Below are 22,801 nucleotides of genomic sequence, written 5' to 3'. Positions count from 1 at the left end.
ACCCAGGTCACGGGCGCGGGCCGGACCTTCCTCGGACCGGCCCGCTTCCCTCACTCCCTCTCCATCCACCCGAGTCGGCCGGTGGTAGGTTCGGGCGCGTGACATCCACGGGGTCCGAGCGCACGCTGGAGCCGGAGGTCCTTCCCCGCGGCCCCGCCGGGCACGACGCCACCGACGCGTCCGCCGACGACCTCGGGACGCGGGCCTGGCGATGGCGGCCCGCCACACGACGTGCCGCCGGCGCGGCCGCGGCCGTGCTCTGGGCGTCGTCCGCCGCCGTCCTCGCCCTCCACCGCCTCGACCCGGCCACCGTCGGGGCCGTCCTGCTCGTCATCGCCCCGGCCGCCGCCGGGGCCGGTGTGCTGTGCGGGCGGACCCGGCGCTCCACGACCGCCGTCACCCTTCTCGCGCTGGCCGCCGCCCTGGCCGTCGTCGGCGTATGGGCCGCGGCCGATACCTACGGCTGGCCCGGTCCGCTCCGGGCCGCGGGCCTCGCCGCGGCCGTGGCCGCCGCGCTCGCGCTCGCCGGCTGGTGCACCCCTCTCGGGCGTCCCGCGCTGACCGGCGCCGCGGCCGTCCTCGGCTGCCTCGTCCTGGGTGAGGCGGCGGTCCTGTTCCAGGGCGGGGCGCACACGGCCGTCCAGCAGAGCCGGGCCGCCGCCCTGCCGGCCGTGGCCGCCGGACTCGCCCTCGGCGTTCTCCCGCGGCTGGGCCTGACGGCCTCCGGCCTGACCGCCCTCGACGACCGGCGCACGGGCGGCGTCTCCGTCAGCCGCCACGACGCCGGCACCGCTCTCGCGGTCACCCATCGCGCGCTGGCCCCGGCGACCGTGGTGCTCGCCCTGGCCGCCGGCGCGTCGGGCGTGCTCCTGCTGCGCACCGCCACGGCGGGGACGGTGACGCTCGCCGCCCTGCTGGCCGTCGTCCTCGTGCTGCGCGCCCGCGCGTTCCCCCTCACCGTCGAGGTCGGGTCGCTGCTGCTGGCCGCCGCGGTCGTCGTGGTGCGGCTCGCCGCCCTGTGGGAAGAGCCCGGGATCGTCGTCCTCGCCCTGCTCGCGGTGCTGCACCTGACCGTGCACCCGTCCGAGAGACCGCGCGCACGGCTGCGCCGGGCCGGCGACCTGCTGGAACCGTGGGCCGTGCTCGCCCTGGTCCCGGCGGCGGTCGTGGTGTCCGGCGGCTTCGCGTAGGGCAGGGTGACAGCGTGACGGGGACTCAGGACGCACACCGCGGCCCGCTCGGGCCCGCACCGGACGCCGGCCGGGACCGCCAGGCACCCCCGCCGCCGGTCCCCCGGCAGACCTTCGTGCCCGACCACGGCCGCGGCACGCCGGAGTCGGTGCCGACCGTCGACCCCCGGCTGGCCGTCGCCCTGGGACGCCCGCAGCACGGCGACACGGCCGCGCGCCGGGCCGGGGCCTCGCTGCGCAGGCTGACCGCCTCCGCCGCGCAGGAGGTCACCGAGCAGACGCGGCTCGCCCGCGAGGTGCAGCAACCCGTCACCACCGGACGGGTCGTCGCCGTCACCTCGATCCGCGGCGGCGTCGGCAAGTCCACGGTCGCCGCGCTCCTCGGGCGCACCTTCAACCACTACCGGCACGACCCGGTCCTCACCCTGGAGGCCGACGCCGCCCTCGGCACGCTCCCGATGCGCATGGGCGCCAGGACCGTGCGCTGGACCTGCGCCGACCTCGCCTCGATCCTGACCCCGTCGATGGGGCTCACCGACCTCACCGGCTATCTGGTGCCCGTCCAGGACGGCGGCTGGCTGCTGCCCGCGAGCCAGGGCCGGGTCGGGGCGCCGCTCGACGTACGGACCTACCGAACCGTGACCCTCGCGCTGCGCCGCTACTTCGCGGTCACCGTCGTGGACAGCGAGACGCTGCCCGGCGAGGTGGCGCGTACGGCGATGGACACCGCGCACGCCCGGGTCGTGGTCGCCCCGATGACCGCCGAGGGCGTCCACGGCACCCGCCAGGTGCTGGACTGGCTCGCCCGGCTCCCGCACTCCGCGCTGCACACCACGGTCGTGGCCCTCAGCGCCGCCACCCCGGACGCCACCCTCGACGAGCGGACGGCCGTCGCCCACCTGCGGGAGCCCGGCGTCCCCGTCGTCCTGCTCCCCTACGACCGGCACCTCGCGCAGGGCGGCCCCATCCGCACCGACATGCTCGCCACCGCCACCCGTGACGCGTCCGTCCGCCTGGCCGCCGAGGTCATGCGCCGGGCGGCCGGCCCCCGCTGACGCCCTACGGCGTCTCGGGCGGCGGCGTCGGCGCCCCCGGCAGCCGTACGGTCGCGACCATGCCGCCGTCCTCGGCGCGGGTCAGCGCGACCTGCCCGCCGGCCTGCTCGACCGTACGGGCCACGATGGACAGGCCCAGCCCCGAACCGGGCAGCGCCCGTGCGCTCGGTGAGCGCCAGAAACGGTCGAAGACGTAGGGCAGTTCGTCGGCGGGGATGCCCGGGCCGTGGTCGCGGACCGTGAGGACGCCGTCGGCCAGCGCCACCTCGATGGTGGCGTCGGCGGGGCTGAACTTCACGGCGTTGTCGAGGATGTTGACGACCGCGCGCTCCAGCGCCGCCGGTTCGGCGCGGACGTACCAGGGCCGCAGGTCGGCGCCGATGGTCAGCTCCGGGCCGCGCAGCCGCACCCGGCGCAGGGCGGCCTCCACGGTGTCTGTCAGGGAGACCACCTGGACCCGCTCGCCGCGCTGGCCCTGCGCCCGGGACAGTTCCTGCAGGTCGCCGATCAGGGCGGCCAGTTCGGTCATCTGCGCCTTCACCGAGGCGAGCAGCGCCTTGCGGTCGGCCTCGGGCAGGGGCCGGCCGGTCTCCTCGCTGCGGGTGAGCAGCTCGATGTTGGTGCGCAGCGAGGTGAGGGGCGTGCGCAGTTCGTGCCCGGCGTCGGCGATCAGCTGCTGCTGCAGCTCGTGGGAGCTGGCCAGCGAGGACGTCATGGAGTTGAAGGACCGGGAGAGCCGGGCGATCTCGTCCTCGGCGTCGTCCTCCACCGGGATCCGGATGCTCAGGTCCTCGGTGCGGGCCACGTGTTCGACGGCCTCGGTGAGCTTGTCGACCGGACGCAGCCCGGCCCGCGCGACCGCGAGCCCGGCCGCCCCGGCGCCGACGACTCCGACGCCGGAGACGAGGAGGAGGATGAGGGCGAGGTCGTTGAGGGTGGCGCGGGTACCCTCCAGCGACACGGCGATGCTGAGGGCGACGTAGGACTGCTGCCCGGTGCCGGCGTCCTGGGCCGGCTGGGGCACGGTGATGACCCGGACCGGGGTCCCGTCCTCGGCGGTGCTGTTGTGGATGACGCCCTTGCTGGACGCCCCGTCCCGGATCACGTCCTTGTCGGCCTGGGTGACCTTCACCGCGCCGATGGAGTCGGCGGTGACGCAGGGCGTTCCGTCGGCCTTGACGATCTGGGTGTACAGGTTCCGGAAGGGCCCCGGGTCCTGCGGGGACGTGGTGCAGTCGGAGAGCGCGCGCTGCAGCTCGACCCACTGTCCGGGCCTCGTCCGCACCGCCTGGCGCAGGTCGTCGTTCAGCTGCTCGTAGAGCTTCCCCTGCACCAGGAACCAGCACGTCACCGACACCGCCGCCACCGCGAACGCCACCGCCGCCGCCACCAGCAGCGACAGCCGTGTGCGGATCGGCAGCGTGCGGAGGCGGCGCAGCGCCCTGCTCACTCGGCGCCGCCCTGGCGCAGCACGTACCCCACACCCCGGACAGTGTGCACGAGCCGCGGCTCGCCGCCCGCCTCCGTCTTGCGGCGCAGGTACATGACGTAGACGTCGAGGGAGTTGGAGGAGGGCTCGAAGTCGAAGCCCCAGACGGCCTTCAGGATCTGCTCACGGGTCAGGACCTGCCGGGGGTGCGTCAGGAACATCTCCAGCAGCGTGAACTCCGTGCGGGTCAGCTCCACGGGCCGCCCGCCCCGGAAGACCTCCCGGGTCGCGAGGTTCATCCGCAGGTCGGCGAAGGTCAGCACCTCGTCGTCGTCCCCGGGGCCCGTACCGGCCGCCGCGTACGAGCTGCGCCGCAGCAGCGCGCGGACCCGGGCGAACAGCTCGTCCAGCTCGAACGGCTTGACGAGGTAGTCGTCGGCGCCGGCGTCCAGTCCGGTGACGCGGTCGCCGACGGTGTCGCGGGCGGTGAGCATCAGGATCGGCGTGGTGTCACCGGCGGCGCGCACACGGCGTGCCGCGGTCAGGCCGTCCATCCGGGGCATCTGGATGTCGAGGACGACCAGGTCGGGCTGGTAGGCGGCCGCCTTCTCCAGGGCGTCCGCGCCGTCGACCGCGACCTCGGTGTCGTACCCCTCGAAGGCGAGACTGCGCTGGAGGGCCTCACGCACCGCCGGCTCGTCGTCGACGATCAGGATGCGCTGCGGGTCACGGTCGGCGTCGGCGGGGCTCATCGGCTCGGGTTCCTCGGGTGCGACGGGACGGGGACGGGTGTGCGGGCGTCCAGGGGGGCTGGACCTCTTCAGCCTCGCACGGTTCACGGCCTTCTCAGCTCTGTGATCCCGCCCGCAGCTTCGCCAGGTCGGCCTTGACGGTGTTCACCGGGATGGCGAAGCCCAGGCCGACGCTGCCGGCGTCGGAGGAGCCCGACCCCGCGGCCGAGTACATCGCCGAGTTGATGCCGACGATGTGCCCGTTCATGTCGATGAGCGCGCCGCCGGAGTTGCCGGGGTTCAGGGACGCGTCCGTCTGGATCGCCTTGTACGTCGTCCTCGAGGACCCGGTGTCGCCGTTGAACTGCCGGCCGCCGAACTCGAACGGCCAGCCGCTGTCCTGTTGCTGTTGCTGTTGCTGTTGCTGCTGCCCCTGGTCCGTGGAGACCGTCACGTCGCGGTCGAGCGCGGAGACGATGCCGCTGGTGACCGTGCCGGTCAGGCCCTCGGGTGAGCCGATCGCCACGACCTGGTCGCCGACCTGGACCCGGCCGGAGTCGCCGAGGGTGGCCGCCGGCAGCCCGGACGCGCCCTTGAGCTTGATCAGCGCGAGGTCCTTGCCGCTGTCGGTGCCGACAACGTCGGCGGTGTACCGCTTGCCGTCGTCCGTGCGCACGGTGACCTGGGAGGCGCCGGAGACGACGTGGTTGTTGGTGACGATCTCGCCGTCACTCGTGATGATCACGCCGGAGCCGGTGGAGGTGCCGGAGTCGGACTGCGCCCTGATCTCCACGATGCTCGGGCTGACCGCCTTGGCGACCCCGGCGACCGTGCCCTTCTGGCTGGAGGGGACGACGGTGGTCCCGACGGGCGCCGCGGTGGCCGCGGTGTCGCCGTGGCTCAGCTCCTGGATGCCGTAGGCGGTGCCGCCGCCGATCGCCGCGGCGACGATCGCCACGGCGGCGAGGAGGGCGACGGGGCGGCCGGGCCTGCGCCGCCGCCCGGCCGGCGGTCGGGCGGCCGGCTCGACGAGGAGAGGGGTGGGCGCCGCCGCGCCCACGGGGTGACCGGCCGGCCGGTGGGCCGGCGGGGGTGGCCACTCCGGGTTCACGGGGGAGGAGGCGTGCTGCCGGGCGCCCTGATACGGGTGGTCGTCGCCGCTGCGGCGGTAGCTCTCGGTCATACGGATGAGCGTGGCGCCCGAGGATGAGAGCTTCCTGAGGGCGGGCTGAGAAGCCCGGCAGAAGACCGTATGCCCGATGTAAAGGCGGTCAGGCGCAGCCGCAGGACTGGCGCTGGACGAGCCGGGACGGGAACACCTTCAGCCGCTCCCGGCGCGATCCCGCGACCCGCAGCCCGTCGTCGAGGACGAGGTCGACGGCGGCGCGCGCCATGGCCGAGCGGTCGGAGGCGACCGTGGTCAGCGGCGGGTCCGCCAGCGCCGCCTCCTTGATGTCGTCGAAGCCGGCGACGGCCAGCTCGCCGGGGACGTCGATGCGCAGCTCGCGCGCCGCGCGCAGCACACCGATGGCCTGGTCGTCGGTGGAGCAGAAGATCGCGGGGGGCCGCCGCGGGCCGGACAGGATGTCGAGCGCTATGCGATAGGCGTCGTAGCGGTTGTACGGCGCCTCGAAGAGCCGTCCCTCGGTGGGCAGCCCGGCCTCCGCCATCGCCCGCTTCCAGCCCTCGACGTGGTCGGAGACCGGGTCGCCGACCGCCGGGGTGTCCGCGGTGCCGCCCATGCAGGCGACGTACGGGTTTCCGTGCTCCAGCAGATGGCGTACGGCGAGCTGGGCGCCGCCCAGGTCGTCGGTGACGACGGCGACGTCGTCGATGGCCTCGGGCCGCTCGTGCAGCAGGACGACCCGGGCGTCCCACGCCTCGATCTCGGCGGCGGCCAGGTCGTTCAGGGCGTGCGAGACGAGGATGAGCCCGGAGACGCGCATCCCGAGGAACGCCCGCAGATAGTGCACCTCGCGCTCGCCGACGTAGTCGGAGTTGCCGACGAGGACCATCTTCCCGCGCTCGGCGGCGGCCCACTCGACCGCGTGCGCCATCTCCCCGAAGAAGGGCTGGCGGGCGTCCGGCACGATCAGGCCTATGAGGTCCGTGCGCCGCGAGGCCATGGCCTGGGCGACCCGGTCGGGCCGGTAGCCCAGCTCCTTGATCGCGGCGAGCACTCGCTCGCGGGTGGCCGGGGCGACCGGCCGGGGTCCGTTGTTGATGACATAGCTGACGACGGCGGTGGATGTCCCCGCCAGTCGTGCGACGTCATCGCGAGTCACCTTGGCCACGCGCGGAGTCTACGCGGATGGACCCGCTCTGGGCAGGGCGTGCGGGAGCGTCCCGCATGCCGGACGGGCCCCGGCCGCGCCGGTGCGCCCCGCCCGGGGTGCCGCTACGCGTCGGCCCGCAGCTCGGCGGCGTCCAGGGTGGCCGCTGTGTCCGCATCCACCGGCTTTGCCCGCCCCGCCGCGGCCTTCGGCTCCTCGGCGGACCGCTCGGGCTTCTCCGGGGTAACGAATCGATAACCGACGTTGCGGACGGTGCCGATCAGCGACTCGTGCTCGGGACCGAGCTTCGCGCGCAGCCGCCGTACGTGCACGTCCACCGTCCGGGTGCCGCCGAAGTAGTCGTAGCCCCAGACCTCCTGGAGGAGCTGGGCGCGGGTGAAGACGCGGCCCGGGTGCTGGGCGAGGTACTTCAGCAGCTCGAACTCCTTGAAGGTGAGGTCGAGGACCCGGCCCTTCAGTTTCGCGCTGTAGGTGGCCTCGTCCACGGACAGGTCGCCGTTGCGGATCTCCATGGGGGAGTCGTCGTTGACGATCTGCTGGCGGCCCATGGCGAGCCGCAGACGGGCCTCGACCTCGGCGGGGCCCGCCGTGTCGAGGAGGACGTCGTCGATGCCCCAGTCGGCGGTGACGGCGGCGAGGCCGCCCTCGGTGACGACCAGGACGAGCGGGCAGCCGGGGCCGGTGGAGCGCAGCAGCTGGCACAGGCTGCGCACCTGCGGCAGGTCGCGCCGGCCGTCGACGAGGATGACGTCGGCGCCGGGGGTGTCGACGAGGGCGGGGCCCTCGGCGGGGGCCACGCGCACGTTGTGCAGCAGCAGGCCGAGTGCGGGGAGCACCTCCGTCGACGGCTGGAGGGCGTTGGTCAGGAGCAGCAGAGAACTCATACGTCTGGTTCCTCCTCGGTCCCTGCGAGGACGTGTGCGGTACGGAACTGCTCTGCGATCCCGAAGGCCCCGTACACCCGCGGTTTCCCGCGTCGTATACAACGCTTCCGAAAGCACAAAAGGACCCGGGGGCAACGCTGCCCGAGTCCTCTGCCAGCAGAATAGCCCACATGAGCAACGGTCCGGCAGGTCATGCGGCACGATCCACGGTTTGTCCGAACTCTGAGACGGTCGGACGGGGACCTATCCGGACGTTTCTGCGCGCCGCGGACGGTGTGGCCGTCGATTCCGTATACGACCCGGGCCGGGCCGTATACGACACCTCCCGGTCGTCCGGCGGTGACCCGGTGTTCGTCGTCGCGCACGGCTTCACGGGCGACGCGGACCGGCCGCATGTCCGACGGGTGGCGGGTGTGCTCGGGCGGTTCGGCGCGGTCGTCACCTTCTCCTTCCGCGGGCACGGCGCGTCGGGCGGCCGGTCGACGGTCGGCGACCGGGAGGTGCTGGACCTGGCGGCGGCCGTGCGGTGGGCGCGCGGGCTCGGGCACGCGCGCGTGGTGACCGTCGGCTTCTCCATGGGCGGCTCGGTGGTGCTGCGGCACGCGGCGCTCCACCGCGACGACGACGCCCGAACGGACGCGGTCGTCTCGGTGAGCGCGCCCGCCCGCTGGTACTACCGGGGCACCCCGCTCATGCGCCGGCTGCACTGGATGGTCACCCGCCCCGAGGGCCGGCTGGTGGGCCGTTACGGCTTCCGCACCCGCATCCACCACCGGGAGTGGGACCCCGTCCCGATGTCCCCGGTCGAGGCGGTCCCCCGGATCGCGCCGACCCCGCTGCTGATCGTGCACGGCGACCGGGACGGCTACTTCCCTCTCGACCACCCCCGGATGATGGCCGCCGCGGCCGGTGGACACGCCGGTCTCTGGCTGGAACCCGGCATGGGGCACGCCGAGAACGCGGCCGGCGACGACCTGCTCGCCCGGATCGGGGACTGGGCCCTCGCACAGGGCGGCTAGCCTGACCGTGTACACAGACGACCGAACGAGGGACGGGATGGCAAAGGTCACGGTGCGCTACTGGGCCGCCGCGAAGGCCGCGGCCGGGGTGGCGGAGGACGCGTTCGACGCGGCCACGCTCGCCGAGGCGCTGGATGCCGTACGCGAGCGACACCCCGGTGAGCTGGAGCGCGTCCTGCTGCGCTGCTCGTTCCTCGTCGACGGTGACCCCGTGGGCACCCGCGGACATGAGACGGTACGGCTGGCCGACGGCGGCACGGTCGAGGTGCTCCCGCCGTTCGCAGGAGGGTGACGATGACCGACCAGCCGTATCAGGGATACGACGGGTACGACCCGTACCGGCAGCAGCAGCCGCCCCAGGGGTGGCAGCAGCAGCCGTACGACGACCCGCAGGCGGCCCAGCAGTACACGCAGCAGTGGCAGGGGCAGACCTGGGAGACGCAGGCGCAGCCCCCGGTGGCCCCGGCCGCGGAGGAGACGGCGTACATGCCGTCGCAGGGAGCCGGCGCGGTCTACGGCGGTCACCAGGGCGGCGCTCCGGCCGCCGGGTACCACCAGGGCGGCGCTCCGGACGGCGGATACCCCCAGCCCGGCGCTCCGGCCGCCGGGTACCAGGACCCGGCCTGGGGCGGCGCCGGCCGGACGCAGCCCCCCGCCCCCGCACAGACGCCGCCCTCCGACGCCGCCGGATCCGGGTACGGTCCGGCGACCGTCGCGGGCAACGCCCGCATCACGGACGCGCAGCGGGCGCGGCTGGAGGGCCGCTCCCCGATCATCGAGCCGGGCGTGCAGCCGGCGGGGCTGACCGCCGTGCTCGGGCTGCTGCTCGCGGTGGCCGCGGCGATCGGGCCGTACGCCCTCGTCGTCCCGCTCGTCGCCCTGCAGGCGGTGACGGCCGCCGGCTGGTTCCGGCTGAACGGCATGTGGCCCGCCCGGCAGGGCATCGCGCTGGCCTTCGCCGGGGGGCTCACGGCGGACGTGGCGCTGCTCGCGTCCGGCCGCACCCCGGCGGCCATCCTCGGCACGCTGGGCGTCTGGGTGCTGCTGGCCCTCGTGCTCCAGCTCCGCTCGCACGCCGACCCGGACGAGCGGATGTACGGCCTGATGGCGACGGTGGCCTCGGCCGCCCTGGCGATCGTCGCGTCCGGGTACCTCGTCGCGCACGGCGAGGCGGTGACCGTCGGCGCCGTCGCCGTGGCCGTCGCGGTCCTGGTGCGGGCGCTGCCGCTGCCCACGCCGGCGTCCGTGACCGCCTCGCTGCTCGCCGCCGCGGGGGCCGGAGCCCTGGCCGGCGCGCTGACCGGCATGGGGGCCGCGGGTGCCCTGCTCGGCGCCGGTGCCGCGGTGTGCGCGCTGATCGGGCACCGGGTGGCGAGCTACGACTACCCCTCGCGCTTCGTCCACTTCACGGCGGGCGTCGCCCTGCCGCTGGCCGCCGCGGCCCCCGCGGTCTACCTGCTCGGGCGGGCCCTGGTCTGAGGCACGGGGCCCGGGCCGCCGGAGGTCGCGCCTGTCACAGGTGATCGACAATCCGGCGGTCCGGTCCCGCGGCGGGGTTAGTCTCACGGCGTGGACGGCCGCCCGGTCGTCGGGAACCGTCGTCGTGGACGACCGTCGAGGTGAGGGAAGACCGGACCATGCGAGCCCTGCGCATACTGCTCATCATCGTGGTGATCCTGGGCGGCCTGTTCGTGCTGGCCGACCGGCTCGCCGTCGGGTTCGCCGAGGACGAGGCCGCCGGGAAGCTCCAGGCCACCGAGAACCTGGCGGCCACCCCGGACGTGTCCATCAAGGGCTTCCCGTTCCTCACCCAGGTCGCCGGCGGCACCCTGGACGACGTCGAGGTCGGCATCAAGGACTACGAGGCCACCGCCGACGGCGGGACCATCCGTATCGACGACCTCAAGGCGAACATGAAGGGCGTCGAGTTCTCCGGCGACTACAGCTCCGCCACGGCGGCCACCGCCACCGGCACGGCCGCCATCTCCTACGCCGAGCTGCTGAAGACCGCCAAGTCCGAGTCCACGCAGGTCGCGCCGGGGGTCACCGCCCGTGTCGTCGGCCTCTCCGACGGCGGCAACGGCAAGATCAAGGTCACCGTCGAGGCGACCGTCCTCGGCGCCAAGCTGCCGCAGCCGGTCTCCGTCCTCAGCACGGTCACCGCCGAGGGCGGGACCGTGCGGGTGCACGCGGACAGGCTGCCGGCCCTCGGCGGCGCCGACATCGCCGAGAACCGGGTGCGGTCGATCACCGACTTCGAGCAGAAGATCGACGGCCTGCCCGGCGGCATCAAGCTCGAAAGCGTCCAGGCCGCGAAGGACGGGGTGGAGATCGCGGTGCGGGGTTCGGACGTCCGCCTCGCCGGGTAGGACGGGTCTGGACGAAGCGGACGGCCCCCGCCGGACCCAGGGCGACCCTTGATGGACGGCCCGGTCCCAAGGGGCGAGACGCCCTTGTCCGCCCTTCCGCTGTGACCGTCGGTACACGCGCCCGGAATCCCCTCCGGAGCGGGCTCGACGGTCTTTTCATTTCACATCCCGGACAATCTTGTCTCAGCATGCGACACGCCGGTGACACGCCCGCCTGTCCGTCCCTACGATCGAGGTCATGAAGCGACAGGCGGACCTCACGAAGCGGCGGGCAGTAGACCTGTGCCGCGTCGCCGCCATGCTCTGTCGCCCCTTCTGAGCGGACTGGCCGGCTCCTGCCGGTTCACCCCCCATCCCCGCAGCCCTGACCGGGCACCCGTGCGCGCCCCGGCCGTCCGAGCCGGCGGCGAACCGCACGCCCGCACTGTGCACGCCCCGCCGCAACTGCCCCGGAGGAGAAACATGAGCCGCAGCGACGTCCTGGTCGACGCCGACTGGCTGGAGCAGCACCTCGACGACGCGAACATCGCGATCGTGGAGGTGGACGAAGACACGTCCGCCTACGAGAAGAACCACATCAGGAACGCGATCCGCATCGACTGGACCAAGGACCTGCAGGACCCGGTCCGCCGCGACTTCGTCGACCAGGAGGGCTTCGAGAAGCTCCTGTCGGAGAAGGGCATCGCCAACGACACGCTGGTGATCCTCTACGGCGGCAACAACAACTGGTTCGCGTCCTACGCCTACTGGTACTTCAAGCTCTACGGCCACGAGAACGTCAGGCTTCTCGACGGCGGCCGCAAGAAGTGGGAGCTGGACGCCCGCGAGCTGGTCGCCGGCGACGACGTCCCCGAGCGCCCGGCCACCGACTACAAGGCCAAGCCGCAGAACACCGCGATCCGCGCCTTCCGCGACGAGGTCGTGGAGGCCATCGGCGCGGAGAACCTGGTCGACGTCCGTTCGCCCGACGAGTTCTCCGGCAAGCTGCTGGCCCCGGCCCACCTGCCGCAGGAGCAGTCGCAGCGCCCGGGCCACATCCCGACGGCCGCCAACATCCCGTGGTCGAAGAACGCCAACGACGACGGCACCTTCAAGTCGGACGAGGAGCTCAAGGCGCTCTACACCGACGAGAACGTCGACCTGGCGAAGGACACCATCGCCTACTGCCGTATCGGTGAGCGCTCCGCGCTGACCTGGTTCGTGCTGCACGAGCTGCTCGGCGTGGAGAACGTCAAGAACTACGACGGCTCCTGGACCGAGTACGGCTCCCTGATCGGTGTGCCGATCGAGCTCGGCCCCGCCAAGTAACCCACCCCGACCGGCCTTCCTTCCGGTCAGACCCCAACCTGGAGAAAGACATGTGTGGAGCGAAGGCCGGCGGCCCCGACGCCTCGACGATCAAGCCCGGTGAGACCACGATCCAGGGTCAGGTGACCCGCGACGGCGAGCCGGTGACGGGCTACGTCCGTCTGCTGGACTCGACCGGCGAGTTCACCGCCGAGGTTCCCACCTCCGCGACGGGCCAGTTCCGCTTCTACGCGGCCGAGGGCACCTGGACCGTCCGCGCGCTGGTGCCCGGCGGGACCGCCGACCGCACGGTCGTCGCCCGGCAGGGCGGCCTGGCCGAGGTCGCGATCGCGGTCTGAGGCGAGACGATCGGAAGGGCCGCACCCCCGGTGTCACCGGGGGTGCGGCCCTTCGGCATGCGAGCCCGGCGAGCCGACCTACCCTGGACGTATGTACGTACGGCGGCGTCACTGGTACTTCGCCTTGATGGGGATCTGCATCACGCTCTTTGTCCTGGCGTGGGGCGTCGTGCGCCTGTGGTCGATCCCCGTAGCGGTGGGCATGTGTGTGGTCGCCATGGTCATCCCGCCCGTGGCGGCGATGGTGGCGAACCGGCGCGGCCCGGACGACCGCTGGTGGGACGAGCCCTCCGGCGACCCCCAGTCCGACGAGTGGTGGGACGAGCTGGACGGCAAGAAGAAGCCGCAGTAGAACAGGCCCCATGTCGCCCGCCAGGCTGTCCACCGTGGTGCTGGACGCACCCGACGCGCACGAACTCGCCGCCTTCTACCGGCTGCTGCTGGGCTATGTGGTGCGCGCCGAGGAACCGAACTGGGTGCTGATCGGCCCGCCTCCCGGCTCCGAGGGCGTCGCGCTGGCCTTCGAGACCGAAGCGGACTACGTACCTCCGGTCTGGCCGACGCGGCGGCCGGGGGACCAGCAGATGATGCTCCACCTGGACGTCGAGGTCGACGACCTGGCCGCCGAGACCGCGCGGGCCGTGGCGGCGGGGGCGGCCCTCGCCGGGCACCAGCCGCAGGACGACGTGCGGGTGCTGTTCGACCCGGCGGGCCATCCGTTCTGTCTGTGGACGGAGGCCGCTCAGTAGACGAGGGCCTGGGTGCCGTCCGTCATCGCCTCCTGGACGAAGACCTGGGCGCCCGCGATGCGCACGCCCTCGATCACGTCCTTCTCCGTGATGTCCCGGCGGGCCGCGCACTGTGTGCACAGGGTGACCCGGCCGCCCGCCAGCAGCGCGTCCAGCAGGTCGGGCAGCGGGGCCGCGTGCGGGAGTTCGAACTCGGCGGCCCGGCCCGGGAGGGCGAACCAGGCGGACTCGCCGGTCAGCCACAGGGAGACCTCGACGCCGCTGGCCACGGCCACCGCCGCGACCGTGAACGCCTGCGAGCAGCGTTCGGGAGCGTCGGCCCCCGCCGTCACCTTGATCACCAGCTTGTTCGCCATGACCGAATCGTAATCAACATCGCCACAACCTCGGCCGCGGGTCGTGGGTCTCCAGTGCGCCGCATGTGAAATGCGCACGTCACGCATCTGTGGGAGACGTCGTGGAACTACCCGAAAGACCGGGCGAGCCCGAGGGCATGGCCCCACCCGGCACCGCGCCCGAGCCCGAGACCGCCGCGCCTGACGCCGCCGCAGCGCCGGTCCGGGCGCGCCGCCGTGGACGGACAACGCTGCTGATCGCCGGGGCCGCCGTGCTCGGGCTCGTCGCCGGGACCTGCACCGGATACCTGGTGCAGGCCGACCGCGAGCCCACGAAGCTGCCGTCGCTGTCCCAGCCGAAGCTGAGGCAGGCGAAGGGCGAGGCGCCCGAGCCGCTGTCGGCTGCCCGGGACCGGCGCGTGCGCACCGACGGCGACCTGCGCAAGCTGCTGCTGAAGAAGCCCCGCGGGGCGAAGACCGCCGACTGGTCGTCCGCCCAGGACGGCTGGCTCGACCTGGCCTCCTACGCGGAGGTCTTCGAGCGCCCCAAGCCCGCCTTCGCCCGTCTCGTCGGCGACGAGTTCCGGCGCGCGGCCGTCGTCGCCTGGAAGCAGGGCCAGACCGCGGTGGAGATCCGGCTCGTGCAGTACCGGCAGGAGGAGTCGATGGCGGCGGCCGAGAGAGCGAGGGGCGCCCACTACTGGGCGGACGCCGACGACAACCACTCCTGGCCGATCCCCGGCACGGAGGACGGCGTGGCCTACGCCGCCAAGAAGCCCGAGGCCAACCCGGGCTACCTGCCGGAGTACAAGGCGAGGGCCGACGCCTGGCGCGGCGACATCGAGATGGAGATCTTCGTGAGCTCCACCAGGCCGGTCGGCAAGAAGACCCTTCTCGGGCTGGCCAAGCGGCAGTTGGAGCGGCTGTGAGCGAGGAACGTCCCCTGGACGAGGGCAGCGCCCCCGTCGCCGAGAGCCCGGCCGAGACGGCCGTCGAGGAGCAGCCGCCCACCCGGAAGCGGTGGCGCCGCGGCCGGATCGCCGCCGTGGCCGGAGCGGTCCTGGCCGTCGCCGCGCTCGTGGCCGGCACCGGCTACACCGTCGTCACCGTGCGTGACGCCGACCGCGACCCCGGGGCGCCGACGTGGAAGTTCCCGTCGGCCGCCGCCGACCGCCCCGCCGAGGCGCCGAAGGCCACGGGCCTCGCCGCGATGCTGGTCCCGTACGGCACCGACAGCTGGGTCCGCGGCCCCGACATGGGGCAGTTCGGCTCGGACGCCCAGCTCACGGGAGCCGAGGCGACGGCCCTGCGCAAGGAGGAGCTGCGTGACCTGCCGCGCTCCCAGCGCCGTGAGCTGGAGAAGCGGATGGACCGGATGCGCCCGAAGGGCGTGGCCATGCGCAGCTACTTCAGCGAGTTCGCCGCCGGCCGCGCCGGAGGAACCGACTCCGACATCTACAGCGCGAGCGTCGTGCTCAGCCGGATGGACAACCGCACGGCCGTGCGCGACATGGTCCGGACCCAGAACGGCTTCCTGACCGCCCTCGACATCTTCCGCAAGGGCCCGGCGGTCAAGGGGCACAAGGACGCCAAGTGCTTCCTGACGCCCAAGGACCTCACCGAGGGCACCGACGAGCTGTCCTGCTTCGGATACGTCGGGGACGTGCTGGTCACGGTCTCGGCGCAGGGCGCCCGCCCCCTGGACGCCGAGGCGGTCGCGAAGCTCATGAGCACCCAGCTCGACCGCATCGCCGAACCCGGGAAGGCCGTATGACCGAGCAGCAACCCCAGGCCGTCGAGCCGGGCCCCGAGACGACGCCCGCGGGCGCCCTCGCGACGACGGAGGCACCGGCGCCCGCGCCGGAGCGGACGCCCGCACCGGAGCCGGAGCAGACCTCCGCCCCCGAGACCCCCGTCGTCCCCGAGGCCCCGGCCCCCGCGAAGGACCGCCGGGTCCTGCGGGCCGTCCTGCGCTGGACCGCCGCCGTGGCCGTCTTCGCGGCCGTCGGGGCCGGGACGGCGTACGGGATCGCCGGGATGGAACGCACCGACGTGCCCGGCCTCGCCACCGAGTCGGACGGCCGGTGGGACTACCCCACGCTGACCCGGCCGCCCCTGCCGAAGGGCAGTCCGCGGCCCTTCGACGAGGAGAACGCCGCCGAGGCGCACTACGCCGACCCGCGCGCGCTCCTGCTGCCCGCGCCGGCCGGTGCCGTCGACGACCGCGCCCTGCGCGGCGAGGACGGCTGGCTGCCGACCGAGGACTTCCTGAAGGAGTTCGCCGACGACGACGAGCGCGCCGATCTGCGGCAGATGCTCAAGGACGACGGCCTGCGGCATACAGCGGCCCGCGGCTGGACCACCGAGGACGGCACCCGCACCCGGATCTACCTGCTCCACTTCGACACCTCGGTGATCGTGGACGACCTGGCCGGCCGCATGGCGCCCTTCGGCGCCCCCGGCTACCGGCTGCGCGGCACCGAGACGTCCGTCGCCGACGAGGGCTTCGCCGACCTGTCCTGGCCGGGCGACTTCCCGCGCTGGGCGTACACCGAGTCCAAGCCGTACGGCGCCGAACAGGTGCGCCAGGCGTACCTGGCCGCCGGTGACGTCCTCGCCGTGATCGTGCAGTCACGCAAGGGCACCGCCGCGTCCGTACCGTTCCGCCAGACGGTGACCCTGCAGGGCCAGCTGCTCGGCTGACCCCGCGAGGGCGCACCTCGCACGAAGGGCCGGTCCCGGGCCGACTAAGCTGGGGACCGGCCCTTGTACGTTCGCTCAACCTCCGCTCAATCGAGGAGCACCCGTGGAGATCTTCTTCGAAGCCCTGCTCGTCCTGGTCTGCGTCGGCGTCCTCGCCTTCACCGGCCTGACCGTGAAGAAGCTGTACCAGGGCCAGCGCTGACCCCCATCCCACACGTACGAGACGTCTGAGCTGCTCATGATCGAGATCCCGTCCGACCTCCACAAGGACCTCGTGCCCCTCGCCTTCCTGCTCGGCAACTGGGCCGGCGCGGGCGTGCACGACTTCCCCGGTTCCGAGAAGTGCAACTTCGGTCAGGAGGTGTCGTTCACGCACGACGGCCGGGACTTCCTGGAGTACGAGTCCCACACCTGGGTGCTCGACAACGAGGGCAACAAGGTGCGCCCGCTGGAGTCCGAGCACGGCTACTGGCGCATCGACGCCGACCGCAAGGTCGAGGTGACCATGGTCCGCGACGACGGCGTGGTCGAGATCTGGTACGGCGAGATGGCCGACAAGAAGCCCCAGATCGACCTGGTGACCGACGCGGTGGCCCGCACCGCCGCCTCCGGCCCGTACTCCGGCGGCAAGCGCCTGTACGGCTACGTCAAGAGCGACCTGATGTGGGTCGGCGAGAAGCAGACCCCCGAGGTCGAGCTGCGCCCCTACATGTCGGCGCACCTGAAGAAGGTCGTCACCCCGGAGGAGGTCGAGCGCTGGGCCAAGGCCCTGCCCGACGACATGCCGGACGACGGCATCGCCTTCTTCAAGTAGTTCTAGACTTCCCATGTGGTGAGCACCGACTGGAAGAGCGACCTCAGGCAGCGCGGCTACCGGCTGACGCCGCAGCGCCAGCTTGTCCTCGAAGCCGTGGACACCCTGGAGCACGCGACCCCCGACGCCATCCTCGTGGAAGTGAGGAAGACGGCGTCGGGGGTCAACATTTCCACGGTCTACCGCACGCTGGAGCTGCTGGAGGAGCTGGGCCTGGTCAGCCACGCCCACCTCGGGCACGGCGCGCCCACCTACCACCTGGCCGACCGCCACCACCACATCCACCTGGTCTGCCGGGACTGCGACAACGTCATCGAGGCCGATGTGTCGGTGGCCGCCGAGTTCACCGCGAAGCTGCGCCGCGACTTCGGCTTCGAGACCGACATGAAGCATTTCGCGATCTTCGGGCGGTGCAGGGACTGTGCGTCCCGGGGTCCGACCGGGAAGACTTCAACTACCGGGTCGTAGGCTGGAGCCATGAAGAGCCCCCTGCTGACCCTGCCCGGCGCCGTGCCCGCCGAGGGCGTGGACGAAGGCGTCGCCGCGCACTACGGCGATCTGTTCCGCGAGCAGCGCGCCCTCGCCGACGGCACCGGCTTCGTCGACCTCTCCCACCGCGGCGTCGTGACCGTCTCCGGCGAGGACCGGCTGACCTGGCTGCACCTGCTGCTCACCCAGCACGTCACCGACCTGTCGGTCGGCGAGGCCACCGAGGCGCTGATCCTCTCCGCGCACGGCCACATCGAGCACGCCCTGTACCTCGTCGACGACGGCACGACGACCTGGGCGCACGTCGAGCCCGGCACCCAGGACGCGCTGATCGCGTACCTGGAGTCGATGAAGTTCTTCTACAGGGTGGAAGTCGCCGACCGCACCGGTGAGTTCGCCGTGGTGCACCTGCCCGCCGGGTCGATCACCGAGGTCCCCGAGGGTGTCGTCGTCCGCGAGACGGCGTACGGCCGCGACCTGTTCCTGCCCCGCGCGGACCTGGAGGCGTACGCCGGGCAGGCCGGCCCGCCCGCTGGGCTCCTCGCCCACGAGGCGCTGCGCGTCGAGAGCCACCGCCCCCGTCTCGGCTTCGAGACCGACCACCGCACCATCCCGCACGAGCTGGGCTGGATCGGCACGGCCGTGCATCTGCAGAAGGGCTGCTACCGGGGCCAGGAGACGGTCGCCCGGGTCCAGAACCTCGGCAAGCCGCCCCGCCGCCTGGTCTTCCTGCACCTGGACGGCAGCGAGGTGCACCTGCCCGCCGCCGGCACCGAGATCCGCCTCGCGGACGAGGAGCCCGACGGCCGCAAGATCGGTTTCATCACGACGTCGGCCCGCCACCACGAACTGGGCCCGGTCGCCCTCGCCCTCATCAAGCGCAACGTCCCGGTGGACGCCCGGCTGATCGCGGGCGACACGGCGGCCGCCCAGGAAGTGGTCGTCGAGCCCTGACCGGCCTCCTCTAGATCTCGATCAGCACGGTGAACGGGCCGTCGTTCGTCAGGGACACCCGCATCCTGGCGCCGAACCGGCCCGTCGCCACCGTCGCGCCCAGCGCGCGGAGCTGGGCGACGACCTCGTCGACGAGCGGCTCGGCCACCTCGCCGGGGGCGGCGGCGTTCCAGGTGGGGCGGCGGCCCTTGCGGGCGTCGCCGTAGAGGGTGAACTGGCTGACGACGAGCAGCGGGGCGTCGAAGTCGCTGCAGGACTTCTCGTCGTCCAGCATCCGGATCGACCAGAGCTTGCGGGCGAGCTGCGCCGCCTTCTCCTTGGTGTCCTCGTGAGTGACGCCGACGAGGACGCACAGCCCCTCGCCGCTGATCTCGCCGACCGTCTCGCCGTCCACGACGACGCTCGCGCCGTCCACTCTCTGCACCACAGCTCGCATACGGCCATCATGCCGTGCGTCCGGAGGCGGTCCGGCACCGCCCGATGAGGGCGGCGGCTGTCCCGAAGACCCCTTCGGGTGCTTCTTTTTGAACAGGTAACCCTCCATCTGGGGCTGTTCGGGGGCTCTCGGTCACGTAGGGGCCGGTCGGGATGGCACGATGCTCCCACACGCCGGTCGAGGGGACGGTTGAGGCATATGAGCACACCGAGTACCGGGCCGCTGCCCGGGGCTGTCGTGCTGGCCCATACGGGCCGGCCGGACGGTCTGCGGCCGCCCACGCAGCGCACTGCCGAGGATCCGGGCCCGGGCCCGCACGCACCGCTGCCCCCGGAGCCGCCCGAGCAGGACCTGACCGTTCTCAGCCTGCCCGAACTGCGCACCCTGCGCCGGGACGCGCAGAGCGACGAAGCCGATCTGAGCTATGTGCGGCGCCTGTTGCAGGGCCGCATCGACATCCTGCGGGCGGAGCTGGCGCGGCGGTCCCCGGCGGGAGCCGCCGCCGTCGTGGACCGCCTGCCGGAGATCCTCACCGACGCCCCCGCACGGCACCGCTCCTCGGCACGCCACGTGACGCTGGGGACCCCGCAGAGCGAGGAGTCCCGGCGGCTGGCGTCCGAGATGCTGGCCGAGGTCGAGCTCTCCGACCTCCAGGCCCGCACCGACGCCGAACTGCACGCCGCGATGGGCCGCCTCGTCCGCTACGAGCAGCAGGTCTCCCGTCGCCGCCAGCGCCTGCAGCGCACGGCCGACGAGTGCGGTGCGGAGATCACCCGGCGCTACCGCGACGGGGAGGCCCAGGTGGACGACCTGCTGAGCTGACGGCGGGGCGGGCGGACGTCGTACGGGCGGGAGCGCGAATAAATTTTCGAGACACGTTCCGCGCGCCCGCCTACCGTGGCCCCATGAGCCGTTCCGCATCCCCCGTCGACATCGACATCCGTCCCCTGGCCGCCGGCGAGGTCCCGGAGTGGAGCCGGGCCCTGAAGACCGGGTTTCTGCGGTCGCCCGGCGTCACCGAGGCGGAGGTCGCGGACCGGGAGTCGTACATCGACCCGGCCCGCACGCTCGGTGCCTTCGACGGGGGCCGCTGTGTGGCCACCTTCCGCTCGTTCGCGCAGGAGGTCACCGCGGTCGGCGGTGCCGCGATCCCCGCGGACGCCGTCACCAACGTCACCGTCAGTCCCACCCACCGCCGCCGCGGCCTGCTCACCCGCATGATGGCCCACGACCTGACGGCGGCCCGGGAGCGCGGTGACGTCGTCGCGACGCTGATCGCCGCCGAGTACCCGATCTACGGCCGCTACGGCTTCGGGCCCGCCGCGTGGACGGCCGAGTGGACCATCGACGTGCCGCGCGCCGGTGTCGACCCCCGGTGGTCGGGGCCGGAGGACGGCGGCCGTATCGAGCTCGTGGACGGAGACGACGTCCGCAAGGCGGGTCCCGAGCTGTTCGAGCGGGTGCGCCGCGCGCAGCCGGGTGCCGTCGACCGGGACGAGCGGTGGTGGCAGGTGAGCACCGGCGGGCTGCGTCCGGACGGGTCCCCGTGGACCGAGCCCTTCTTCGCCGTGTACCGCTCGGCGGACGGCACGGTCGACGGACTGGTGTCGTACAAGGCGGACGACCACTGGGGCGACGGCAAGCAGCCCCTCAACACGGCGACCGTGAACTGGTTGATCGCGGCGACCCCGCAGGCCGAGCGCTCCCTGTGGCTCTACCTGTGCTCCATCGACTGGATCACCACGGTGAAGAGCGGCTGGCGGGCCCCGGACGACCTGCTGCCGCTGTACCTGCCCGATCCGCGAGCCGCCCGTGTCACGACGCTGGCGGACTGGCTGTGGGTGCGGATCCTGGACGTCGAACGGGCCCTGGAGGCGCGCACCTACGCCGGGCGGGGCGCGCTGGTGCTGGAGGTCGTGGACGACTCCGGGCTGTCGGGCGGGCGGTTCCGGCTGGAGGCGGCCGCGGACGGCGCGTCCTGCGCGCCGGCCACGGCCACCGCGGACCTGACCCTCGACATCGCCGACCTGAGCCGGCTGTGGCTCGGCGACGAGTCCGTCGTCCGGCTCGCCGCGCTGGGACGGGTGCGGGAAGAGCGAGCGGGCGCCGCCCTGACGGCCGACGCCCTGCTGCGTACGTCCAGGCGTCCTTGGTGCCCGGACATGTTCTGAACCTCCTAGCGACGAGGTGACGGGTCCGCTCATCCGTAGCGAGCTGTTCAGTTGTGCCGGCGGGCGCTGTGCGCCCTTCTTCAGTTGTGGCTGTGCGTCCGTATGCGGTTGTGGCTGTGCTGTCGGTGTTCGGTTGTCGATGTGAAGTTGTGGCTGTGCGCCGGCCGTCCGGGCTCCCGGCTCCCCTCCGGAAGGGAGCCCGGTCGGCTGAACCTGCGGCGACTCGTGGCCAACTCCTTGAAGCTTGACCATGTCGTTGAAGTTGGCGACCAACTTCACTGTAGTTATGACCGTCTCGACGCGTCCTATAACCACCATCCGGCGAACTGCCCAAAGATGGCGGGAAGTTGTAATGTTCGGCCGTGGAGCCGAAACACGCCTCCGCCACTGGGCGGAAGAGGTCGCAGCGGCCACAGACATCACACCGGGAGGTGGCCGCCGCGCTGCGCGCCCGGATCACCTCGGGCGAACTGCGGCCGGGTCAGCGCATGCCCACCCAGGCCAAGCTGGCCGACGAGTTCGGCGTCGAGCGCGGAGCCGTTCGGCAGGCCCTGCGCATCCTGCAGTCCGAGCACCTGCTCACCAACGCCTCCAAGGGCGCCCCGGCCACCGTCGCCCCCGAGCCGGGCAGGGCCGCAACCGGCCCCGAAGCCGTCCCGCAGCCCACCATGGTGACCCTCGGCCCGCGTATCGCGGCCGCCTTCGCCGCCCCGCTGGTCGAGATCGACGCGCTGTGCCTCACCTCGGTCTCCCTCACCCTCGCCATCGGCGAACCGCTCCGCCAGATCCACGCGGGCCGTATGAAACCGGCCAAGGTCGTCGTGCGGGTGCTGCTGCCCAGCCGGGACATCCCGCTCGCCTTCCCCACGCCGGTGGACGGCGCGTCCGACGACCTCGACGTCCAGCTGCGCCGGCGCTGGCTCGACCAGCGCAACGCCCAGGGCCAGGTGCTCCGGCACAACCTGCTGGCGCTGCGCTCCACGCACGGCGTCGACGTCCAGGTCACCTTCCGCGCGCTGCCGTTCACCCCGCCGGTGAAGCTGTACCTGCTCAACGGCACGGAGGCCCTGTTCGCCTACTACACGCTGACCCGCAGCGAGGTGGAGATCGGGCAGCAGCACCTGGAGATGTACGACGCCCCGGGCATCCAGTCGACGCTGTTCGCCTTCGAACAGGGGGCCGGGCTGCGGGACACGACGTTCGTGGAGCAGTCGCACGTGTGGTTCAACGCACTGTGGGAGACGATCAGTTCGGAGCTGACGCTCACGACCTGACGGTCTCCCACGGCGTTCGACCTGCGCTTTCGCCGGTCCCTCGCGCGCTTGACTCACAGGGCGGGGCCCGAGAAGAGGACGGCGAGGACGGCGGCACCGATGGAGCTGACGGCCGGGTTCCTGGCCTTGATGCCTATGGTGAGGAGCAGCAGGCCGATGAGGCCCGTGGCGCCGTACTTCCACTGGAGGAGCTGCTCGACGCCGACGACGAAGACGGCGGAGAGGAGTGCGAGGACGGGCATCGGTGTTTCCCCCTTCG

The 22,801-nt window shown here is 72.8% G+C and carries 28 protein-coding genes; 20 read left to right on the top strand and 8 right to left on the bottom strand.

Features of this window, described 5'->3' with window-relative positions:
* The first annotated feature begins 98 nt into the window (after nt 1-98).
* Both ACFRAC_RS19400 and ACFRAC_RS19395 read left to right on the top strand, forming a co-directional pair.
* Complete coding sequence (locus tag ACFRAC_RS19400; RefSeq protein ID WP_382925164.1) at nt 99-1,190, top strand: type VII secretion integral membrane protein EccD; 1,092 nt, start codon at nt 99-101, stop codon at nt 1,188-1,190.
* Between the two features lie 14 nt (nt 1,191-1,204).
* Nucleotides 1,205-2,245: a type VII secretion protein gene (locus tag ACFRAC_RS19395; protein ID WP_382925163.1), complete on the top strand. Its 1,041-nt coding sequence runs from the start codon at nt 1,205-1,207 to the stop codon at nt 2,243-2,245.
* Between the two features lie 4 nt (nt 2,246-2,249).
* On the opposite strand, the gene ACFRAC_RS19390 is transcribed toward ACFRAC_RS19395, so the two are convergent.
* The 5 genes from ACFRAC_RS19390 to ACFRAC_RS19370 form a co-directional block, all read right to left on the bottom strand.
* Nucleotides 2,250-3,695, bottom strand: coding sequence for an ATP-binding protein (locus ACFRAC_RS19390; RefSeq protein ID WP_382925161.1), 1,446 nt, complete (start codon nt 3,693-3,695; stop codon nt 2,250-2,252).
* Nucleotides 3,692-4,426 carry a response regulator transcription factor gene (locus tag ACFRAC_RS19385; RefSeq protein ID WP_382925159.1) on the bottom strand — a complete coding sequence of 245 codons (735 nt, stop codon included), beginning with the start codon at nt 4,424-4,426 and terminating at the stop codon, nt 3,692-3,694. Before ACFRAC_RS19385 ends, ACFRAC_RS19390 begins: the two co-directional genes overlap by 4 nt.
* A 94-nt stretch (nt 4,427-4,520) precedes the next feature.
* A complete protein-coding gene (locus ACFRAC_RS19380) occupies nt 4,521-5,588 on the bottom strand; it encodes a S1C family serine protease (protein ID WP_382925158.1) in 1,068 nt (355 codons plus the stop codon).
* A gap of 88 nt (nt 5,589-5,676) precedes the next feature.
* Nucleotides 5,677-6,699, bottom strand: coding sequence for a LacI family DNA-binding transcriptional regulator (locus ACFRAC_RS19375; RefSeq protein WP_361350121.1), 1,023 nt, complete (start codon nt 6,697-6,699; stop codon nt 5,677-5,679).
* A gap of 104 nt (nt 6,700-6,803) precedes the next feature.
* Nucleotides 6,804-7,583 carry a response regulator transcription factor gene (locus ACFRAC_RS19370; protein ID WP_382925156.1) on the bottom strand — a complete coding sequence of 260 codons (780 nt, stop codon included), beginning with the start codon at nt 7,581-7,583 and terminating at the stop codon, nt 6,804-6,806.
* A 170-nt stretch (nt 7,584-7,753) separates the two neighbouring features.
* Between ACFRAC_RS19370 and ACFRAC_RS19365 the strand changes: the two genes are divergently transcribed.
* The 9 genes from ACFRAC_RS19365 (at nt 7,754) to ACFRAC_RS19325 (ending at nt 13,366) form a co-directional block, all read left to right on the top strand.
* Nucleotides 7,754-8,602 (top strand): alpha/beta hydrolase, encoded by an 849-nt coding sequence (locus tag ACFRAC_RS19365; protein WP_382925155.1) that lies wholly within the window; start codon nt 7,754-7,756, stop codon nt 8,600-8,602.
* Between the two features lie 37 nt (nt 8,603-8,639).
* Nucleotides 8,640-8,894 carry a MoaD/ThiS family protein gene (locus tag ACFRAC_RS19360; RefSeq protein WP_361350127.1) on the top strand — a complete coding sequence of 85 codons (255 nt, stop codon included), beginning with the start codon at nt 8,640-8,642 and terminating at the stop codon, nt 8,892-8,894.
* 2 nt (nt 8,895-8,896) lie between these two features.
* Nucleotides 8,897-10,081, top strand: coding sequence for a hypothetical protein (locus ACFRAC_RS19355; RefSeq protein ID WP_382925153.1), 1,185 nt, complete (start codon nt 8,897-8,899; stop codon nt 10,079-10,081).
* 158 nt (nt 10,082-10,239) lie between these two features.
* On the top strand, nt 10,240-10,971 hold the full coding sequence (locus ACFRAC_RS19350; protein WP_382925152.1) for a DUF2993 domain-containing protein: 732 nt from the start codon (nt 10,240-10,242) through the stop codon (nt 10,969-10,971).
* A gap of 238 nt (nt 10,972-11,209) precedes the next feature.
* On the top strand, nt 11,210-11,290 hold the full coding sequence (locus ACFRAC_RS19345; protein WP_350751515.1) for an Ms5788A family Cys-rich leader peptide: 81 nt from the start codon (nt 11,210-11,212) through the stop codon (nt 11,288-11,290).
* 143 nt (nt 11,291-11,433) lie between these two features.
* On the top strand, nt 11,434-12,279 hold the full coding sequence (locus ACFRAC_RS19340; RefSeq protein WP_382925150.1) for a sulfurtransferase: 846 nt from the start codon (nt 11,434-11,436) through the stop codon (nt 12,277-12,279).
* 50 nt (nt 12,280-12,329) lie between these two features.
* Nucleotides 12,330-12,617, top strand: coding sequence for a DUF1416 domain-containing protein (locus ACFRAC_RS19335; protein WP_031064143.1), 288 nt, complete (start codon nt 12,330-12,332; stop codon nt 12,615-12,617).
* Nucleotides 12,618-12,708: 91 nt separating this feature from the next.
* Nucleotides 12,709-12,969, top strand: a complete 261-nt coding sequence (locus ACFRAC_RS19330; protein ID WP_382925148.1) for a DUF3099 domain-containing protein — start codon at nt 12,709-12,711, stop codon at nt 12,967-12,969.
* Between the two features lie 10 nt (nt 12,970-12,979).
* On the top strand, nt 12,980-13,366 hold the full coding sequence (locus tag ACFRAC_RS19325) for a VOC family protein (protein ID WP_382925147.1): 387 nt from the start codon (nt 12,980-12,982) through the stop codon (nt 13,364-13,366).
* Here ACFRAC_RS19325 and ACFRAC_RS19320 read toward each other — a convergent pair.
* Nucleotides 13,360-13,722 (bottom strand): DsrE family protein, encoded by a 363-nt coding sequence (locus ACFRAC_RS19320; RefSeq protein WP_361350137.1) that lies wholly within the window; start codon nt 13,720-13,722, stop codon nt 13,360-13,362. The genes ACFRAC_RS19325 and ACFRAC_RS19320 overlap by 7 nt on opposite strands.
* Nucleotides 13,723-13,823: 101 nt before the next feature.
* Between ACFRAC_RS19320 and ACFRAC_RS19315 the strand changes: the two genes are divergently transcribed.
* The 6 genes from ACFRAC_RS19315 (at nt 13,824) to ACFRAC_RS19290 (ending at nt 18,661) form a co-directional block, all read left to right on the top strand.
* On the top strand, nt 13,824-14,630 hold the full coding sequence (locus tag ACFRAC_RS19315) for a hypothetical protein (protein ID WP_382925145.1): 807 nt from the start codon (nt 13,824-13,826) through the stop codon (nt 14,628-14,630).
* Nucleotides 14,627-15,475 carry a hypothetical protein gene (locus tag ACFRAC_RS19310; RefSeq protein ID WP_382925143.1) on the top strand — a complete coding sequence of 283 codons (849 nt, stop codon included), beginning with the start codon at nt 14,627-14,629 and terminating at the stop codon, nt 15,473-15,475. Before ACFRAC_RS19315 ends, ACFRAC_RS19310 begins: the two co-directional genes overlap by 4 nt.
* Nucleotides 15,472-16,404, top strand: coding sequence for a hypothetical protein (locus ACFRAC_RS19305; RefSeq protein ID WP_382925142.1), 933 nt, complete (start codon nt 15,472-15,474; stop codon nt 16,402-16,404). The genes ACFRAC_RS19310 and ACFRAC_RS19305 overlap by 4 nt, the downstream gene beginning before the upstream one ends.
* 238 nt (nt 16,405-16,642) lie before the next feature.
* Nucleotides 16,643-17,218 carry an FABP family protein gene (locus ACFRAC_RS19300; protein ID WP_361350145.1) on the top strand — a complete coding sequence of 192 codons (576 nt, stop codon included), beginning with the start codon at nt 16,643-16,645 and terminating at the stop codon, nt 17,216-17,218.
* Between the two features lie 15 nt (nt 17,219-17,233).
* Complete coding sequence (locus ACFRAC_RS19295) at nt 17,234-17,686, top strand: Fur family transcriptional regulator (RefSeq protein WP_382925139.1); 453 nt, start codon at nt 17,234-17,236, stop codon at nt 17,684-17,686.
* A gap of 9 nt (nt 17,687-17,695) precedes the next feature.
* Nucleotides 17,696-18,661, top strand: a complete 966-nt coding sequence (locus ACFRAC_RS19290) for a YgfZ/GcvT domain-containing protein (protein ID WP_382925138.1) — start codon at nt 17,696-17,698, stop codon at nt 18,659-18,661.
* 10 nt (nt 18,662-18,671) lie between these two features.
* Here ACFRAC_RS19290 and dtd read toward each other — a convergent pair whose 3' ends face one another.
* Nucleotides 18,672-19,097 carry a D-aminoacyl-tRNA deacylase gene (gene dtd, locus ACFRAC_RS19285; RefSeq protein WP_382925136.1) on the bottom strand — a complete coding sequence of 142 codons (426 nt, stop codon included), beginning with the start codon at nt 19,095-19,097 and terminating at the stop codon, nt 18,672-18,674.
* 198 nt (nt 19,098-19,295) lie between these two features.
* Between dtd and ACFRAC_RS19280 the strand changes: the two genes are divergently transcribed.
* From ACFRAC_RS19280 to ACFRAC_RS19270, 3 genes are all read left to right on the top strand, one after another.
* The gene (locus tag ACFRAC_RS19280; protein WP_382925134.1) at nt 19,296-19,919 is read left to right on the top strand and encodes an aerial mycelium formation protein; all 624 of its coding nucleotides are present in this window, start codon (nt 19,296-19,298) and stop codon (nt 19,917-19,919) included.
* An 83-nt stretch (nt 19,920-20,002) separates the two neighbouring features.
* The gene (locus ACFRAC_RS19275) at nt 20,003-21,268 is read left to right on the top strand and encodes a GNAT family N-acetyltransferase (RefSeq protein ID WP_382925133.1); all 1,266 of its coding nucleotides are present in this window, start codon (nt 20,003-20,005) and stop codon (nt 21,266-21,268) included.
* A 362-nt stretch (nt 21,269-21,630) separates the two neighbouring features.
* Nucleotides 21,631-22,542: a winged helix-turn-helix domain-containing protein gene (locus ACFRAC_RS19270; RefSeq protein ID WP_382925131.1), complete on the top strand. Its 912-nt coding sequence runs from the start codon at nt 21,631-21,633 to the stop codon at nt 22,540-22,542.
* 53 nt (nt 22,543-22,595) lie between these two features.
* Here ACFRAC_RS19270 and ACFRAC_RS19265 read toward each other — a convergent pair whose 3' ends face one another.
* Nucleotides 22,596-22,784: a hypothetical protein gene (locus ACFRAC_RS19265; protein WP_055624770.1), complete on the bottom strand. Its 189-nt coding sequence runs from the start codon at nt 22,782-22,784 to the stop codon at nt 22,596-22,598.
* Between the last annotated feature and the right edge of the window lie 17 nt (nt 22,785-22,801).

This window comes from Streptomyces sp. NPDC056628 (genome assembly GCF_042792555.1).
GTDB lineage: Bacteria > Actinomycetota > Actinomycetes > Streptomycetales > Streptomycetaceae > Streptomyces.
Note: the sequence above shows the minus strand (reverse complement) of the source record. Positions and strands in the feature narration are given on the sequence as shown.

Excerpts from the sequence above, each read along its gene's own strand:
- ACFRAC_RS19320 (WP_361350137.1), bottom strand. The coding sequence starts at position 13,722 with ATGGCGAACAAGCTGGTGATCAAGGTGACGGCGGGGGCCGACGCTCCC.
- ACFRAC_RS19350 (WP_382925152.1), top strand. The coding sequence starts at position 10,240 with ATGCGAGCCCTGCGCATACTGCTCATCATCGTGGTGATCCTGGGCGGC.
- ACFRAC_RS19360 (WP_361350127.1), top strand. The coding sequence starts at position 8,640 with ATGGCAAAGGTCACGGTGCGCTACTGGGCCGCCGCGAAGGCCGCGGCC.
- ACFRAC_RS19380 (WP_382925158.1), bottom strand. The coding sequence starts at position 5,588 with ATGACCGAGAGCTACCGCCGCAGCGGCGACGACCACCCGTATCAGGGC.
- ACFRAC_RS19305 (WP_382925142.1), top strand. The coding sequence starts at position 15,472 with ATGACCGAGCAGCAACCCCAGGCCGTCGAGCCGGGCCCCGAGACGACG.
- ACFRAC_RS19355 (WP_382925153.1), top strand. The coding sequence starts at position 8,897 with ATGACCGACCAGCCGTATCAGGGATACGACGGGTACGACCCGTACCGG.
- ACFRAC_RS19265 (WP_055624770.1), bottom strand. The coding sequence starts at position 22,784 with ATGCCCGTCCTCGCACTCCTCTCCGCCGTCTTCGTCGTCGGCGTCGAG.
- ACFRAC_RS19370 (WP_382925156.1), bottom strand. The coding sequence starts at position 7,583 with ATGAGTTCTCTGCTGCTCCTGACCAACGCCCTCCAGCCGTCGACGGAG.
- ACFRAC_RS19280 (WP_382925134.1), top strand. The coding sequence starts at position 19,296 with ATGAGCACACCGAGTACCGGGCCGCTGCCCGGGGCTGTCGTGCTGGCC.
- ACFRAC_RS19345 (WP_350751515.1), top strand. The coding sequence starts at position 11,210 with ATGAAGCGACAGGCGGACCTCACGAAGCGGCGGGCAGTAGACCTGTGC.
- ACFRAC_RS19300 (WP_361350145.1), top strand. The coding sequence starts at position 16,643 with ATGATCGAGATCCCGTCCGACCTCCACAAGGACCTCGTGCCCCTCGCC.
- ACFRAC_RS19330 (WP_382925148.1), top strand. The coding sequence starts at position 12,709 with ATGTACGTACGGCGGCGTCACTGGTACTTCGCCTTGATGGGGATCTGC.
- ACFRAC_RS19325 (WP_382925147.1), top strand. The coding sequence starts at position 12,980 with ATGTCGCCCGCCAGGCTGTCCACCGTGGTGCTGGACGCACCCGACGCG.
- ACFRAC_RS19290 (WP_382925138.1), top strand. The coding sequence starts at position 17,696 with ATGAAGAGCCCCCTGCTGACCCTGCCCGGCGCCGTGCCCGCCGAGGGC.
- ACFRAC_RS19340 (WP_382925150.1), top strand. The coding sequence starts at position 11,434 with ATGAGCCGCAGCGACGTCCTGGTCGACGCCGACTGGCTGGAGCAGCAC.
- ACFRAC_RS19275 (WP_382925133.1), top strand. The coding sequence starts at position 20,003 with ATGAGCCGTTCCGCATCCCCCGTCGACATCGACATCCGTCCCCTGGCC.
- ACFRAC_RS19365 (WP_382925155.1), top strand. The coding sequence starts at position 7,754 with ATGAGCAACGGTCCGGCAGGTCATGCGGCACGATCCACGGTTTGTCCG.
- ACFRAC_RS19385 (WP_382925159.1), bottom strand. The coding sequence starts at position 4,426 with ATGAGCCCCGCCGACGCCGACCGTGACCCGCAGCGCATCCTGATCGTC.
- ACFRAC_RS19335 (WP_031064143.1), top strand. The coding sequence starts at position 12,330 with ATGTGTGGAGCGAAGGCCGGCGGCCCCGACGCCTCGACGATCAAGCCC.
- dtd (WP_382925136.1), bottom strand. The coding sequence starts at position 19,097 with ATGCGAGCTGTGGTGCAGAGAGTGGACGGCGCGAGCGTCGTCGTGGAC.